Genomic DNA, 14,505 nt, shown 5'->3' with positions numbered 1-14,505 from the left:
ATCATGGCCTGATAGCCCTCAATATGCGCTAGCCCGCCCCCCACTGCGTCAGCAGCGCGTGCAGCCTGGCCGGCTCCAGCGGTTTACGCAGCACCAGATAGCCTTCCTGCTCGGCCTCTTGCAATATCTGCGAGTTGAACTCGCCGCTGACCATCGCGCCGCTCACATCCGGCAGGCGTTCGAACAGCGCTTTCAGGATGTCGAAACCGCTCTCGCCGGAACGCAGGCGCTGGTCGCACAGCACGGCGAATGGCGTAAAACCGTCGTCGATAATGGCGAAGGCCTCCTCGGCAGAGGCCGCGCAGCGCACGGTGATGCCCCAGGTGCTCATCAGGCTCTCCCAGGCGGAGGTCACCAAGGGATCGTCATCCACCACCAGGCAGGCGCCGCGCAGCGGCGCATAGCGGATGGGCGTGGCGGTATTGTCGTAGGCGGCCGCGGTTTCGGGCGCTTTGTCTTCGCCGATGTATTGCGTGAAGCGCATCCAGAAGCGCGAGCCTTTGCCTTCGACGGAGTGCATGCCGTACTTCACCTTCATCAGCTTGGCGCAGCGCGCCACCACCGCCAGCCCCAGCCCGTGGCCGGCGCTGTCGATTTTCCACGCCAGTTCGGGGCGGTAGTAAGGGGAGAAGATTTTGCTTTTCTCTTCGTCGGCGATGCCCACGCCGGTGTCCCACACTTCCACCAGGCACTCGGCGCCGCGCGGGCGGATAGCGATCAACACGCCGCCCTGTTGCGTGTAGCGCAGGGCGTTTTGGATCAGGTTAATCAGCGATTGCCGCACCAGCAGCGGATCGCCCATCACGCTGATGCGCCGTTTGGGCCGCCAGGTGCGCAGCGCCAGGGCGCGGCTGTTGGCCTCTTCGCGGAAGAGGGTGATCACCGAGTCGAGTAGGGCGCCGATATCCACATGGGTGGCGGCGGTGCGCACGTTGCCGGATTCGATCTTGCTGAGATCGAGCAATGAATTGAACATCAAATGCACCGAACGCACGCTCTGCTGCAGATCCAGCAGCTGCGGCGTCAGGCTGTCGTCGCGGTTTTTGTGGATGATGGCTTCGATCAGAAAGCCCATGGCGTGCACCGGCTGGCGCAGATCGTGGCTGGCGGTGGTCAGGAACTGGTTCTTGTCCAGCAGCGCCTGTTCCGCCTCCTCTTTAGCTTGGCGGAACTGTTCCGCCAGGCGCGAGCTTTGTTCCTCGAGCAACGCCTGCTGGATAAAGAACGTATGCGAGGTTAAGGCGTGGCGGTAAATGGCGAAGCCGTACAGCAAGTTCAGCATCAGCACGATGAACATCACGTCTTCCAACCGGCAGATGATGCCGAGGTTCAGCAGCCCCCAGGAAGCGAAGAAAAAGCGGGTAAAGGTGCTGATAACCGGCGTCAGATGCGTTGCGTTGGCGGCGACGATCGCGGCGATGCTGATGTTGAGCAGCAGAAAAAAGTCAAAGTTATGGGTCTGCGGCGTAATTAAATAGAGTGATGAGATCCCCAACCCGTGAATAAACGCCACCTTATTAATGCGCGGCAACCAGCGGCGCAGTACGGCGTCTTCATCATTTTCTTTGGCCTCATGCAGGTAGCGGCGGTGCCATATTCGGATTGCCACGGCGCATAGCAGGTAAACGATGATCCAGGTAATGGTTGGGCCGAGTTCATCACCCAGCAAATAAATCCAGATGGCGAACGGGATGCCGACGAAAGGCACGGCGGTGAAACTGAATACCAACCGCATGAAGGTGTTGTCCAGCAGGCGGATCTGCGCGCGTGGGGAGATGCCATCATTTTGTAAATGCTGGAAAAACCTCATGACGACGGATCCCGTTTGCCGTGCAACAGCGTGATGGCTTCCACCCGGCTGTTGACGCCGATCTTTTTCAAGATATTGCTGATATGCTCTTTCACGGTCGGCTCGGAAATAGACAGTTGCGTCGCGATTCTTTTATTTGGCAGGCCGCGCAACATCATGGTTAATACATCGATTTGTCTCGGCGTTAAATTGAATTTTTTTAAATGGTTATGGCTGCTTTTAATAGCGAGTTCATTTCCCTTCGGGAACCACTCTTGATTATTATTTAACGCAAAAACCGCCTTGGCGAATAATTCAGGTGGTTCGTTTTTTAATACGAACCCGTGTCCGCCGGCATTGTGCACTTTCTGCCAGATATCGTTATTCTCGTCGCCGCTGACCACTAAAATCCGCACCTGGGGATACCGTTGTTTTACTTCTTTGAGTAATATCAATGCCGTGCCGGAGGAGAGCCAGAAATCGATCACCAGTAATCGCGGCGGGCCATTTTCCCTAATATGACGGTGGCAATTCTCTTCATTGGTCACTACATGCGCCTGTTTGAATCGGCAATGCGTGCTGAGAAAATTAGCAATGCCGCTCGCTACCAATGGATGGTCATCAACGACCAACGCATAATCCTGCCCCAAAGGATTCTCCTTTCGCCTTCATAGTTCAGATAGGTCTGATGAATTATTAACAACCCTCCCTACTTTAGGAGGGTTTTTTCGTTTAGGAAAGGGAAATATATTATTCGAGGATTTGGATAAGAGAAAACATAAAGCCAATCTATAATTTTAACTGATTGGTTATAAAGGATAATTTATGAAGAAACCACTTATCGCTTTAACCGTGACGATGATGATAGCCGGTTGTTCCACCCTGAAAACCGATCAGGCCATTCCATTACTGCAGGCGGAAACCGCCAAAATGCTGGGCCTGGGCTCGTCGGACGAAATTACCGTGACTAACGTCAATGGCGCGCAGCCGGATGCGCTGGGCGGCCAAAAACTTTCATATCGCGCCACCACGGAAAAGGGCCGTATTTTCGATTGCTCGTCGTTGATGATGCCGGGGATTTTAGGTTCGTCGCCGTCGCTGAGCGCGCCAACCTGTACGCCAGTGGTCACGCATAAATAATTCGCTTTGGGGCGGTATTACCGCTTCCTGGTTTTCCATCGTCGGAGCGTCAGCGCCGGGGGGCAATAAGCTTTTGCTTCGACGATCAATAAACCGGCGTGCGCGAAATAACGCCTCACACCTCCTCTAGCGCAGTGAGTTTACCCATAACAATAAATTTCGCGCCATCACGCCAACGAGTACGGAGATAGCCCGTGAATGACAAGACATCGCACCCTTTAGCGGTTAAAACACCGCTTTCCAAACTTTACCTCGCTCTATTTTCCGCGCCGCTGTTGATGCTGGCGCCCGCCGATATCGCTCGCGCAGACGATGCCATTTTTGACGGCGACTCAAAAATTACCGAATCATTGGCCTACACCGGGGACGTTTACGTCGGCCGTAATCAAAGCGGCAACCTGCTGATCGAGAATGGCAAGATCAGCGCCTATAACATCAATATCGGCCGGATGTTCAACGGCCAAATTCATGACAGCCTGGTCACGGTTCGCGGGCCGAACGCTGAGCTGAACGCGGTGAACGATCAGTCCGTGCTGCGCGGCGGCCTGAATCTGGGGCGGGGCACCCTGCGGGTTGAAGACGGCGCGCTGGCCAGCGCGAAAGAGATCGTGGTCGGCACCACGCGCGGCTATGACAGCCACCTGATCGCCACCGGCGCCGGTTCTCGCGTCACCAGCAATTTTCTCAGCGTCGGCACCGACTTAGGGGCGCGATCCACGCTGGCGATTGAAGACGGCGCGGTGTTGAATACCGCCTTTGACGCGCGCATCGGCAATGGCAGCGGGCCGGGCGAGACCGATACGCTGAGCCCGAAAGCCACGGTCACCGGGGCCAATTCCCAATGGAACGTCGGCCGTGCGCTCACGCTTTACGGCGATCTGGACGTGCTGAACGGCGGCGCGGTCAACGTCGGTAATATTCAGGTGGCGGGCGTCTCCGGCGCGCGTAAAACCGCCGAGCTGACGATCGCCGGCAGCGGCTCGCGCGTGACCAGCGGCAGCAGCGTCAACGTCGGCGATTACGGCAATGGCGTGTTGGCGGTCATGGACGGCGGGACATTCTCCGCCGGCGGCAACGAAGTGGTGCTGGGCAAGACCGGCTCCGGCTCGAATCGCGGCGCGCTGATTATCGGCAGCCGCGGCAATATGGACACCGGCACCGGGTTGACCGAGCCGACGCTCGGCGCGGCGGGCGCCGCAGGCACTATCGATGCCCAGACGGCGATCGCCCTGCGGGGCGGGCTGTTCGGCAGCTATGTGTACTTTAACCATACCGACGGCAATTACGTCTTCAGCAACAAGATGAGCGGCGAAGGTGAGGTGATCAACACCGCCGGGCACACGACGCTGAACGGCGATCTCACTGAGCTGCAGGCGAACGTCACGGCGCGCGGCGGCAAGCTCATCATCGCCAGCGACATCAACACCCAGAAAGAAGACGATATCTTCGAGATCCAAACTCTGAGCGCCGAAAACGGCGGCACGCTGATCCTCAACGCGACGGCGGGTTCCGACGTCAATAACGGGCAGGGCTACAGCAGCGCCGCGTCGATCAAAGCCGGCGGCACGCTGGGCGGCAACGGCACGCTGGGCCAGACCGAGATCCAGTCTGGCGGCCATATCTCTCCCGGCGACGGCAACATCGGCACGCTGACGCTGAAACGCTACCTGAATTTTATCGGCGAATCCTTCTATGACGTCGATATCGCCGGTGACGGCCGCAGCGACCAGCTGCTGGTGGCGGGCAAAACCACCATCAGCGATCGGGCCAAGGTGCAGGTTACGGCGCTGGATCCGCAAACCAGCTATAAAACCGGCCAAAGCTACCGCATTCTGACCTCGGACGGCGGTATTGACGGCCAGTTCGCGGCGGCGGTCTCCAAGTCTGCCTTCCTCGATGTGGCATTGAATCACAGCGCCAACGCCGTGGATCTGACCATCGCGCAGAAAGACACGGGCGGTGAAAATCCAGGGGGCGAAAACCCGGGTGGGGAAAACCCAGGGGGCGAGAATCCAGGCGGCGAAAACCCGGGTGGGGAAAACCCAGGGGGCGAGAATCCAGGGGGCGAGAACCCGGGTGGGGAAAACCCAGGCGGTGAAAATCCGGGGGGCGAGAACCCAGGCAGCGGCAAGCCGGGCATTTTCCAAACGGTGGCCGAGAGCGGCAACCAGTGGAATACCGCCGGTGCGCTCTCGACGTTGGTGCAGAGCGGCCCTTCGCTGGCGCTGTACAACTCGCTGCTGCTGCTGAGTGCGCCGGAAGCGCGCGAGGCGTTCAATCAGCTGTCCGGCGAAGTCTATCCGTCGATGCAGTCTAACCTGATCGCCGGCAGCACCCAGTTGTTCAACGTGCTGAACCAGCGCATGCTGCGCCTGTTCGACAACGACAGCCTGCCGATACCGCCGTTGGCGATGTCGCTGGTGCAACCGGCGCAGGCGCAAAACAGCGGCGTATGGGGGCAGACCTTCAGTTCCTGGGGCAGAAACAGCGGCAACGGTAACGTGGGCAAGCTGGATGGCAACACCACCGGCTTCCTGTTAGGGGCGGATCGCAAGCTGGCGGACCATAACGTGCGCATCGGCGGCTATTTCGGTTACAGCCGCGGCGACTACGACGTCGACAGCCGCCGTTCCAAGGCAGATACCGATAACTACCACCTCGGCCTGTATGCGGCGGGGCAGCAGGATGCGTTCTCGCTGCGCGGCGCGCTGGGTTACACCTGGCACAAGATTGAAGGCAAGCGCAACGTCGATTTCAGCGGTTTCTCGGATCGGCTGAAGTCGGACTACGACGCCAACTCGCTGCTGGCGTTCACCGAGGCGGGTTACCGTTTCGGCCAGCCGGAAATGAACGTCGAACCGTTCATTAACCTGAGCTACATCCGTCTGCATACCGACAGCTTCCAGGAGTCGGGTGGCGCGGCGGCGCTGAGCGTGCGCAATGAAACGATGAACACCTTCTACTCCACGCTCGGGGTGCGCGGCGTGACCGAGCTGCCGAAGAACGTCAGCCTTTACGGCTCGCTCGGCTGGCAGCACGCCTACGGCGATAAGAACACCTCATCGCGCATGGCCTTTGCCGGCAGCGACGCGTTCGTTACGCAGGGCCAGGCCGTGGATGACAACGTGATGGTGGGCGATATCGGCGTGAGCGTGAAACTGTCGCGCGCCGCGACGCTGGATGTCGGCTATCAGGGGCAATTCGGCGCCGATACCCGCGTTAATTCGGTCAACGCCAACCTGCGCTGGTCGTTCTGATTTTTCCTCTAGACTTCTCTGGTACCGACTGGCCCGCTTGATGCGGGCCTTTTTTGTGGTGAGGGCTAAATAGCCGCCAGCTTGCGCCATTGCATCGGTGAGAGCTCGTAACGGCCACGAAACGCGCGACTGAACGCCGCTTCGGAGGTATAGCCGACCCGGTTGGCGATTTGCGCTACCGAAGCGCGGCTGTAACGCAGCAGCTCTGCGGCGCGATCCAGCCGCCAACTGGTGAGATAACTGAGCGGCGCCTGCCCGACAATGCGCTGGAAACGCTTGGCAAAGGCCGAACGCGACAGATTGGCCAGCGCGGCAAGTTCCGGCACGTTCCAGGCGCGACTGGGCTCGGCGTGAATAGCGCTCATGGCGGGGCTGATGCGCGAGTCTATCGCACCGGAAAGCCAGCCGTGCCCGGCTTCGCCTTCCGTCGCCCAGGTGCGCAGCAGTTGCACGAAGATCACGTCGAGCAGGCGCGAGATCATGGCGGCGGCGCCCGCACGTGGAGTGAGCGCCTCGTCGAGTATGAAACGGCAGCTCAGCTCCAGCCACTCGAACGGCCGTTCGCGCAGGCCTTTCAGGATCAAGACCGGCGGCAGCACCGACAGCAGGCGCTGCGACAGCATGCCGTCAAAGCCGAAATCACCACACAGCCAAGTGGTTTCGCCGTGGCCGAGCGTCAGGCTCTCGCGGTGATAGTGGCTGTGCACCAGCGCCGTCAGATTGTGCGTCGGGCGGCCTGGTCGGTCGGCAATCGTGTGGGCGTGACCGTGAATCAGCATCACTAAATCGCCCTGCGAAGCGTGGTATATCCGAGCATCGCCCTCAGCCTCAATGACCACGTTGCCGCTTCTGATGATGTGCAGCCGGTGCTTGCCGGCGGGGAAGCGCCAGCCGAACGGCGCCGATGCCGCGCAGGTGAACACCGTATTGCCGCGCACGCGAATCAGTTCCAGCACTTCAGAGAAGGCGTCGCGCTTGAAGGAGAAGGGTTCTGCCTCATCCTCTTTATACGGCGGCGTTTCAGCAAAGAACTCCGGCTTTTGGGTCATGTTGCGCGCCTGTGTCGCTTCTATAATTTGTACATCATCTCTACAGAATATCGCCGAAGTCAAAGGCTATTCGAGGAGACAGCAGCGTTCCACCGTAGGGTGAGGCGCTTCCGTTAACGATGGCATGGGGTAATCATTATGGCGCCAGCAGCGCAGACCGACACGGTAGTTTTAATTCACGGGCTCTGGATGACGCCGCTGTCGTGGGAGCATTGGGTCACTCACTACGAGCAGCGGGGTATGAGGGTGATCACGCCTGGCTATCCGGGCATTGAACCCGGCGTTGCCGGCGTTGAGGCGCTGCGCCGCGATCCTTCGCCGTTGGTGAACCTGGGCGTGCGTGAAGTGTACGAACACCTGGCGGCGGTGATCGGCGCACTCGGCGGTAAACCGATCATCATGGGGCACTCGTTCGGTGGCGCGTTTGTGCAGCTGCTGCTGGATGGCGGCTTCGGCTCCGCGGGCGTCTCTATCGACGGTGCGGCGGTGAAAGGGGTGAAGGCGCTGCCGTTCAGCGAAATCAAAGCCACCTTCCCGGTGCTGCGCAACCCGGCTAACCTGCATCGCGCCGTGCCGATTAGCGAGAAGGAATTTCACTACGCTTTTACCAACAACCTGAGCCTGGAAGCGTCTAAAGCGGTGTACGATCGCTACTCGGTACCGGTATCGGGGCGCATGCTGTTCCAGGGAGGATTGGCCAACTTTACGCCGGATGCGGCGACCACCTACAACTTCGCCAACGGCGAGCGCGCACCGCTGCTGTTTATCGCCGGCGGCAACGATCATATTTTGCCGCCGGCGGTGCAGCGTGAGAACTACGAGAAAAACGCCAAGGGCTCGCAGGCCATCAGCGCTTACAAGCTGTTCCCCGGCCGCAGCCACTATACCTGTGGCGAACAGGGCTGGGAGGCGGTGGCCGATTTCGCGCTCGACTGGGCGCAGGCGCCGGTGGCGGGTAGCCTGGACTGATTTCCACGATAAAAAAGCCCGCGCAAAGGCCGGGCTTGGCGAAGGCGAAAAGGGCGTTAACGCCCTTTTTTCTTGCGCCCTGGCTGGGTAAAGCGCTTGCGGCCGGCCGGCGCAGCGGCTTTGTCGGCGCTTTTGGGGCCGCCGGCGCTCGGTTTTTTCGCCGCGGCGGATTTGGCAGGGGCCTTCTTCGCCGGCTTGGCCTCGGACGAGGAGCCTTCAATCAGTTTGAACAGCTCGATCAGTTCGTCATCGGTCAGATCGCGCCATTCGCCCAGCGGCAAGCCTTTCAGGCTGACGTTCATGATGCGCGTGCGTTCCAGCTTGGTGACCTCGTAGCCGAAGTGTTCGCACATGCGGCGGATCTGGCGATTCAGCCCCTGCACCAGCGTGATGCGGAACACGAAAGGTGCCTCTTTCTTCACCTTGCACTTTTTGGTCACCGTGCCCAGCATCGGCACGCCGGCGCCCATGCCGCGAATAAACTCGTCGGTCACCGGCTTGTTGACCGTCACCAGATACTCTTTCTCGTGATTGTTGCCGGCGCGCAGGATCTTGTTGACCAGATCACCGTGGTTGGTCAGAAAGATCAGCCCCTGTGAATCCTTGTCCAAACGGCCGATCGGGAAGATGCGTTTGCTGTGGTTGACGAAGTCGGCGATGTTGTCGCGCTCGCCGTCTTCGGTGGTGGTGACGATGCCGACCGGCTTGTTCAGCGCGATCAGCACCAGATCTTCTTCATTGCGCGGTTCGATCAACTGACCGTTAACCTTCACCACATCCCCGGCAAATACCTGAGCGCCAACGGTGGCGCGTTTACCGTTGATGAAAACGTTGCCCTGTTCGATGTATCGATCGGCGTCGCGGCGTGAGCAGATACCGCTCTCGCTAATGTATTTGTTCAAACGAATGGATGAGTTAGTCAGCATGGGATCTCCGTAAAACGCGGACTATACATTACCCGCAGGGGATTGCGGAAGCTGTTCGAGAATAGATGCAATAGCGGAAGGTAACGCAGGCCTTATTGAGACGCTTCATACTTTCACCACCCGGGTATTCAGCGGGGTGAGCGTCTGCCCGGCGCTGCCGATCGGCGTCAGGCGCGGGATGGGGCGGCCGCTGTCGCTTTCCACCAGCGTTGAGTGCGCTTCTCCCTCGGCGAACAGATGATCTTCCCCCCACTGGCGCAGGCCGACGATCACCGGAAACAGCGCGCGGCCTTTCTCGGTCAGCACATATTCCTGATAGGCGCTGCCGTCTGCGGCGGGCACGATCTCCAACACGCCGTGCGTCACCAGCGCGCGCAGCCGGGTGGCAAGGATGTTCTTCGCCATCCCCAGCCCTTTTTGAAATTCGCTGAAGCGGGTGACGCCGTCGAAGGCGTCGCGCACGATCAGCAGCGACCACCAGTCGCCAATCACATCCAGCGTGCGTGCCACCGGGCACGGCGCGTCTTCCAGACTTTTACGTTTCACGACGGTTATCTCCAGCTGCATATTCTGGTTGCATTATAAAACCTCCGCACCTAAAGTTCATTGGGTTTAATAATGAAACCAAATTGAGGTGTGCAATGAGCGACAAACTGCTGGATCCCCCCTGTGCGGTGCTGGGGCGCCTGCCGGCCCCCTTGGTGCTGCTGTTGGCCGCCGCCAGCGCCTTCAGCGTGGCCAACGTTTACTATGCGCAGCCGCTGCTGGACGCCATCGCCCATGATTTTTCCATCAGCCTGGCGGCGGTCGGCATGGTGATCAGCGTGACTCAGTTGGGGTGCGCGCTGGCGCTGCTGTTGGTAGTGCCGCTGGGGGATCGGCTGAACCGGCATCGGTTGCTGGCGGGGCAACAGCTGGGGCTGATCGGCGCGCTGCTATTGGTGGGCTGGGCGCACAGCGCGCCCTGGCTGCTGGCGGGGATGTTGCTGGTAGGCTTATTGGGCACCGCCATGACGCAGGGGCTGATCGCTTACGCCGCAGCCCTGGCGGCGCCGCAGGAGCGCGGGCGGGTGGTTGGTGCGGCGCAGGGCGGAGTGGTACTGGGATTGCTGCTGGCGCGCACCCTGTCCGGCGCGCTGGCGGACGTCGGCGGCTGGCGCACGGTGTATTTCTTCTCTGCCGGGGTGACGCTGGTATTGCTGCCGATCTTGTCGCGCCTGCTGCCTGCGCCGCGCACCGCTCCCAGTACGCTGAGCTATCCCGCGCTGCTGCGTTCGATGCTGAGCCTGTTGCTGCATGACCGCACGCTGCAAATTCGCGGCATGTTGGCGCTGCTGATGTTCGGCGCTTTCAGCCTCTTTTGGAGTTCGCTGGTGTTGCCGCTGAGCCAGGCGCCGTTCAACTTCACCCATGCCGCGGTGGGGGCGTTCGGCCTGGTCGGCGCGGTGGGCGCACTGGCGGCGGTGCGCGCCGGGCATCTGGCGGATCGCGGGCTGGGGCAGGCGGCCAGCGGCGCGTGTCTGCTGCTGTTGACGCTGGCCTGGCTGCCGCTCGGTTTGCTCGGCAGCGGCCTGGTTTGGCTGGTGGCGGGCATCGTGCTGCTGGATCTGGCGGGCCAGGCGATCCACGTGCTGAACCAGAGCATGATCTTCCGCGCACACCCGCAGTCACATAGCCGGCTGGTGGGCTGCTACATGCTGTTTTACGCCGTCGGCAGCGGGCTGGGCGCCTTTGCCGGCACCCATATGTACGCCTGGGCGGGGTGGAGCGGCGTCTGCTGGCTGGGGGCGGGCGTCAGCCTGAGCGCGCTGCTGTTTTGGCGGCTGACGCTGCGCGGGATGCCGGAGACTGCAGGTGCCGAGGGCTAAGGGGCCGTCGAATGCATCAGGTAATAATCTTCTTCGCCGTCGTTGCCGGTAGAGATAATACGCCAACCGTGTTTGCGGTAGAACGTCAGCGCCTTTTCATTCTTCATCAGGCATTTCAGCGAGCCGGTGGCGGTGAAGGTGGCTTGCGCCGCCTGCAGCAGCGCACTGCCGACGCCGCGCGGCGGCTGATGGGGATCGACATACAGGTTATGAATGAAGTTGTCTTCGCGGTAGACGGAGACGAATCCCAGCAGCACGCCGCCGTCTTCCGCCACCCAAATCGCTTCGCCCAGCGTCGCGCCGTCGAAATCTTCCAACTGATAGTTTGAGGTATCGCGCCAGCCGAACGCCGCCTTGCGCGATGCCAGGTACAGCGTGCGCAGGAAGGGGCGATCGGTCTCTTGGTAGGGTCTTATCTGCATGGCATCTCCCGGTGGTTTGTGCTCACTATAGCGCATTGCGCCGGGCGTGCACGGCCACAAACGGAAAATGCTAGGCGTCACCCCAGGCGGGCAGGCGATTGACCCCGTCGCTCAGCTCCTGAGCCAGGTGGCGCACGGTGTCGGCGTGCAGGGCAGCCAGCGGTGGATGAAAGTCGGGCGCCCGCAGCGCTTGCGGCGCGCTGGCAAGCTGCGCCGCATACTCGGCGAGAACGCGCCCGCCCTGGCGTTGCACCTCGAGCAGCGCCGCGCGTTCCTGCACGGACAGCGCCGCCCCGCTGCCTGTCAGATAGGTGTTGAGCTTTTCACTGGTCAGCAACAGGCTGCGCGTCTGGTTAAAGATCAGTTGGATATGCCGGGTGAAGCTTTCATGGTTATCATCCGCCAACTGCCAGGTCGGCTCCAGCGTCACCCGGGCCACCACCGCTTCGCAGCCCTCGATCTTTTGCCAGATGCCGATGGCGTTTGTGTTCTCGCCGCCGAGGAAGCGCGCCAGCTCCCGCAGCACGGTGGCAACCTGCTGCCGCAGCGACTCCCCTTCGTATTCCGGCCACAGCGTGGCGTGAATGAAGGTGGCGAACCCTACCCCCAGCACGATGCCGATCAGGCGATCGCGGATCTCGGTCAGCTCGGTGACCGGGCCGAAGCTTTCCAGCAGCGCCAGGGAAAAGGTGAACAGGATCTGTACCCCTGCATAGCTTATCTTCTCGGAGCCGGCGGCGATCCAGGCGGACAGGGCGATCACCGGCAGCGTCAGCAGCAGCAAGCCGACGAGGCTATCGAGGTGAGGCATGATCCATACTACCGAGATCAGCGCCAGCAGGCTGCCGATCGCCGCGCCGCCGAGACGCAGCCGCGCCCGCCGCTGCGTGGCACCGAGGCTGGGCTGCGCCACGATCAGGCAGCTCAGCATGATGGTATGAATGCCGGACCAATCGACGGCGGTATAAAACACGTAGGCCACCAGCACGGTCAGCAGCGTTTTCAACGAAAACTGGATGTAAACCGGGTTGGTCAGGGCATCGGGGGTAAAGAAGGGCACTTTCGGCGGTGGGGCGGCCTGCAGAGCGTCGGCGTAGTCGCTACGGTTGGCGTAGACCTGCAGGAGGCCGGCCATTTCATTGAGCGGCGCCGGCACCTGCGGATCGTCGCTGTCGGCGATCGCGACGGAAAATCGCAGCGCGCTGTCGTGGCTTATCGCCGTTTGCAGCGCGCGGCAGGCGGCGTCTATCTCTTGCGCCAATTTACGCGCGGCTGCGCCGAAAACAGGCGGCAGCTGGTAGGCCAGGATATTGAGCTGCAACACCAGGGTGATCAGCGCCAGATAACCGGGCTCGTTGGCGCGGCAGCGATCGCTGCGCATCACTGAAAAGCGCAGCAGTTTATGCAGCTCGGTGGCGTGCTGCGAGATGGCGCTCAGATCGCGCGTCTCGTCGCCTTGGGCCAACATAGCGCGAGTTTCATCCAACACCGCGATCATCCGGCTTTTCAACTGCTTCAGCGGTTCAGCCGGCAGCAGCAGGGTATTGACGATCAGGGTGAGCAAGATGGCGTAGTTGATCGCCACCCAGACCCACAACACCAGCCGTATCACCACTTCCGCCTGCGGGGTGAGATCGACAAAGCTTTGCGTGTAGATCACCACCAGCGCCATCAGGAAGAACAGCACCCCGACCTTGGTCACCCGCATCAGGAACACGCTGAGGAAAAACAGCGCGCTGGAGAGCAGGATGCGCAGCATCGGGTAGTCGTAGGTAAACTTCAGCACCAGGATGGCGGCGCCGATCGCCAGCGTGGAGCTGACGAAGAACAGAATGCCGATCGCGCGGGTGATCACGATATTGGACTGCGTGATAAAGAAGACAGCAATCAGCGACAGCGCCAGCCACGGCACCTGCAGCGTCTGCGAGATCACGATGGCGATCGCGCTGGAGAGCAGGGCGCGGATCACCAGGTTGATGCGGCTGTCAGAAGGGCGCAGCTCGTCGATCAGTTGAGGCAGCCAACCGCGAGACATCGTTTTACTCTTCATGGCGCAGGTTCAGCTTCGCCACCGCCGAAGCGCCCACGCGGAACAGCGCCGGGTTGGGGGCTTCTACTGCGATCTTGACCGGGAAGCGCTGCGAAACGTGCACCCAGTTGATATTGCGCGACACGTTGGGCAGGCCGCCCAGCACGGTGCCACCGTCGTCGGGCTGCACGCCGTAACTGATCGATTCCACCTTGCCGCTGAATGTCTGGCCGGCGTCGCTCATCAGATACAGCGTGGCCGGCACGCCGGGATGCACGCCTTTCAGGTCGGTTTCGCGGAAGTTGGCGATCACGTACCAGCGGCGGGTGTCGATCAGGGTGAACACCGGTTTGGCGCTGGAGGCATATTGGCCGACGGTGGTTTTCAGGGAGGCGATGCGGCCGTCGAACGGCGCTCTCACCTCGGTGAATTCCAGGTTCAGTTTGGCGATGGCGATGTCGGCCTGCACTTCGGCGCGCTGCGCGACCAGGGCCTCGACGCCGCTGACGGCGGCTTCCGCCTGTTTCGCCTGCAGCAACGCGGCCTGCAGCTCCGCCTGCGCCGAGCGCTGGGAGGTGCGGGCGGTTTCCACTTCTTCCGCCGAAACGTAGTTCTTGCCGAGCAGTTTCTGCCGGCGGTTAAGGGTGTCGGTCGCCTGCGCCACCAGCGCCTGCGAGCGTTTGACGATGGCGTTCATCGATTCGGCGTTGTACTGCTGCGCGTTGACTGAGCGCTGCGTCAGCTTGATCTGCTCATTCAGCGTGATCAGGCGCGCCTCGCTTGCCGCCAGCGCATCCAGATAAGGGCGTGGATCGATGCGGAACAGCAGATCGCCTTGCCGCACTTCCTGATTGTCGCGGATTGGCATCTCGATGATGCGGCCGTTCACCTCCGGCACCACGTCGATGGTGTCGGCATAGGCGTAGGCATCGTCGGTAGTGGGGGCGTTTTCCACCCGCCAGACGACGACGGCGGCCACGATGAACGTCAACGCCAGGATGGCAAGCACCAGCAGTCTGCGCTTGTTGGAGGTTTGTGGTTGGGTCATGGCGTCAG

12 protein-coding genes are annotated in these 14,505 nt (G+C 61.1%); 4 read left to right on the top strand and 8 right to left on the bottom strand.

Annotated features, from left to right (window positions below; all coding sequences use genetic code 11):
- Positions 1-28: 28 nt before the first annotated feature.
- Positions 29-1,810 (bottom strand): hybrid sensor histidine kinase/response regulator, encoded by a 1,782-nt coding sequence (locus tag EGY12_RS01650; RefSeq protein WP_123892372.1) that lies wholly within the window; start codon positions 1,808-1,810, stop codon positions 29-31.
- Positions 1,807-2,439 carry a response regulator transcription factor gene (locus EGY12_RS01645; protein ID WP_123892371.1) on the bottom strand — a complete coding sequence of 211 codons (633 nt, stop codon included), beginning with the start codon at positions 2,437-2,439 and terminating at the stop codon, positions 1,807-1,809. Before EGY12_RS01645 ends, EGY12_RS01650 begins: the two co-directional genes overlap by 4 nt.
- Before the next feature lie 175 nt (positions 2,440-2,614).
- Here EGY12_RS01645 and EGY12_RS01640 point away from each other — a divergent pair, with 175 nt between their 5' ends.
- Together EGY12_RS01640 and EGY12_RS01635 are read left to right on the top strand one after the other, a co-directional pair.
- The gene (locus tag EGY12_RS01640) at positions 2,615-2,929 is read left to right on the top strand and encodes a hypothetical protein (protein WP_025303891.1); all 315 of its coding nucleotides are present in this window, start codon (positions 2,615-2,617) and stop codon (positions 2,927-2,929) included.
- A gap of 194 nt (positions 2,930-3,123) precedes the next feature.
- Positions 3,124-6,186 carry an autotransporter domain-containing protein gene (locus EGY12_RS01635; protein WP_123892370.1) on the top strand — a complete coding sequence of 1,021 codons (3,063 nt, stop codon included), beginning with the start codon at positions 3,124-3,126 and terminating at the stop codon, positions 6,184-6,186.
- Between the two features lie 65 nt (positions 6,187-6,251).
- Here EGY12_RS01635 and EGY12_RS01630 read toward each other — a convergent pair whose 3' ends face one another.
- On the bottom strand, positions 6,252-7,235 hold the full coding sequence (locus EGY12_RS01630) for an AraC family transcriptional regulator (protein ID WP_123892369.1): 984 nt from the start codon (positions 7,233-7,235) through the stop codon (positions 6,252-6,254).
- A gap of 138 nt (positions 7,236-7,373) precedes the next feature.
- Here EGY12_RS01630 and EGY12_RS01625 point away from each other — a divergent pair, with 138 nt between their 5' ends.
- Positions 7,374-8,204, top strand: coding sequence for an alpha/beta hydrolase (locus tag EGY12_RS01625; protein WP_123892368.1), 831 nt, complete (start codon positions 7,374-7,376; stop codon positions 8,202-8,204).
- A 56-nt stretch (positions 8,205-8,260) separates the two neighbouring features.
- On the opposite strand, the gene rluF is transcribed toward EGY12_RS01625, so the two are convergent.
- Together rluF and EGY12_RS01615 are read right to left on the bottom strand one after the other, a co-directional pair.
- Positions 8,261-9,130 carry a 23S rRNA pseudouridine(2604) synthase RluF gene (rluF, locus tag EGY12_RS01620; protein ID WP_021504493.1) on the bottom strand — a complete coding sequence of 290 codons (870 nt, stop codon included), beginning with the start codon at positions 9,128-9,130 and terminating at the stop codon, positions 8,261-8,263.
- A 105-nt stretch (positions 9,131-9,235) separates the two neighbouring features.
- The gene (locus EGY12_RS01615) at positions 9,236-9,676 is read right to left on the bottom strand and encodes a helix-turn-helix domain-containing protein (protein WP_123892367.1); all 441 of its coding nucleotides are present in this window, start codon (positions 9,674-9,676) and stop codon (positions 9,236-9,238) included.
- A gap of 95 nt (positions 9,677-9,771) precedes the next feature.
- Between EGY12_RS01615 and EGY12_RS01610 the strand changes: the two genes are divergently transcribed.
- Complete coding sequence (locus EGY12_RS01610; protein WP_123892366.1) at positions 9,772-10,998, top strand: MFS transporter; 1,227 nt, start codon at positions 9,772-9,774, stop codon at positions 10,996-10,998.
- Here EGY12_RS01610 and EGY12_RS01605 read toward each other — a convergent pair.
- The 3 genes from EGY12_RS01605 to mdtN form a co-directional block, all read right to left on the bottom strand.
- Positions 10,995-11,420: a GNAT family N-acetyltransferase gene (locus tag EGY12_RS01605; protein ID WP_123892365.1), complete on the bottom strand. Its 426-nt coding sequence runs from the start codon at positions 11,418-11,420 to the stop codon at positions 10,995-10,997. The two genes, EGY12_RS01610 and EGY12_RS01605, sit on opposite strands and share 4 nt — an antisense overlap.
- Before the next feature lie 70 nt (positions 11,421-11,490).
- Positions 11,491-13,455 carry an FUSC family protein gene (locus tag EGY12_RS01600; RefSeq protein WP_123892364.1) on the bottom strand — a complete coding sequence of 655 codons (1,965 nt, stop codon included), beginning with the start codon at positions 13,453-13,455 and terminating at the stop codon, positions 11,491-11,493.
- Between the two features lie 4 nt (positions 13,456-13,459).
- Positions 13,460-14,497: a multidrug transporter subunit MdtN gene (gene mdtN / locus EGY12_RS01595; protein WP_123892363.1), complete on the bottom strand. Its 1,038-nt coding sequence runs from the start codon at positions 14,495-14,497 to the stop codon at positions 13,460-13,462.
- Between the last annotated feature and the right edge of the window lie 8 nt (positions 14,498-14,505).

This window comes from Serratia sp. FDAARGOS_506, from assembly GCF_003812745.1.
Lineage (GTDB): Bacteria > Pseudomonadota > Gammaproteobacteria > Enterobacterales > Enterobacteriaceae > Serratia.
Note: the sequence above shows the minus strand (reverse complement) of the source record. Positions and strands in the feature narration are given on the sequence as shown.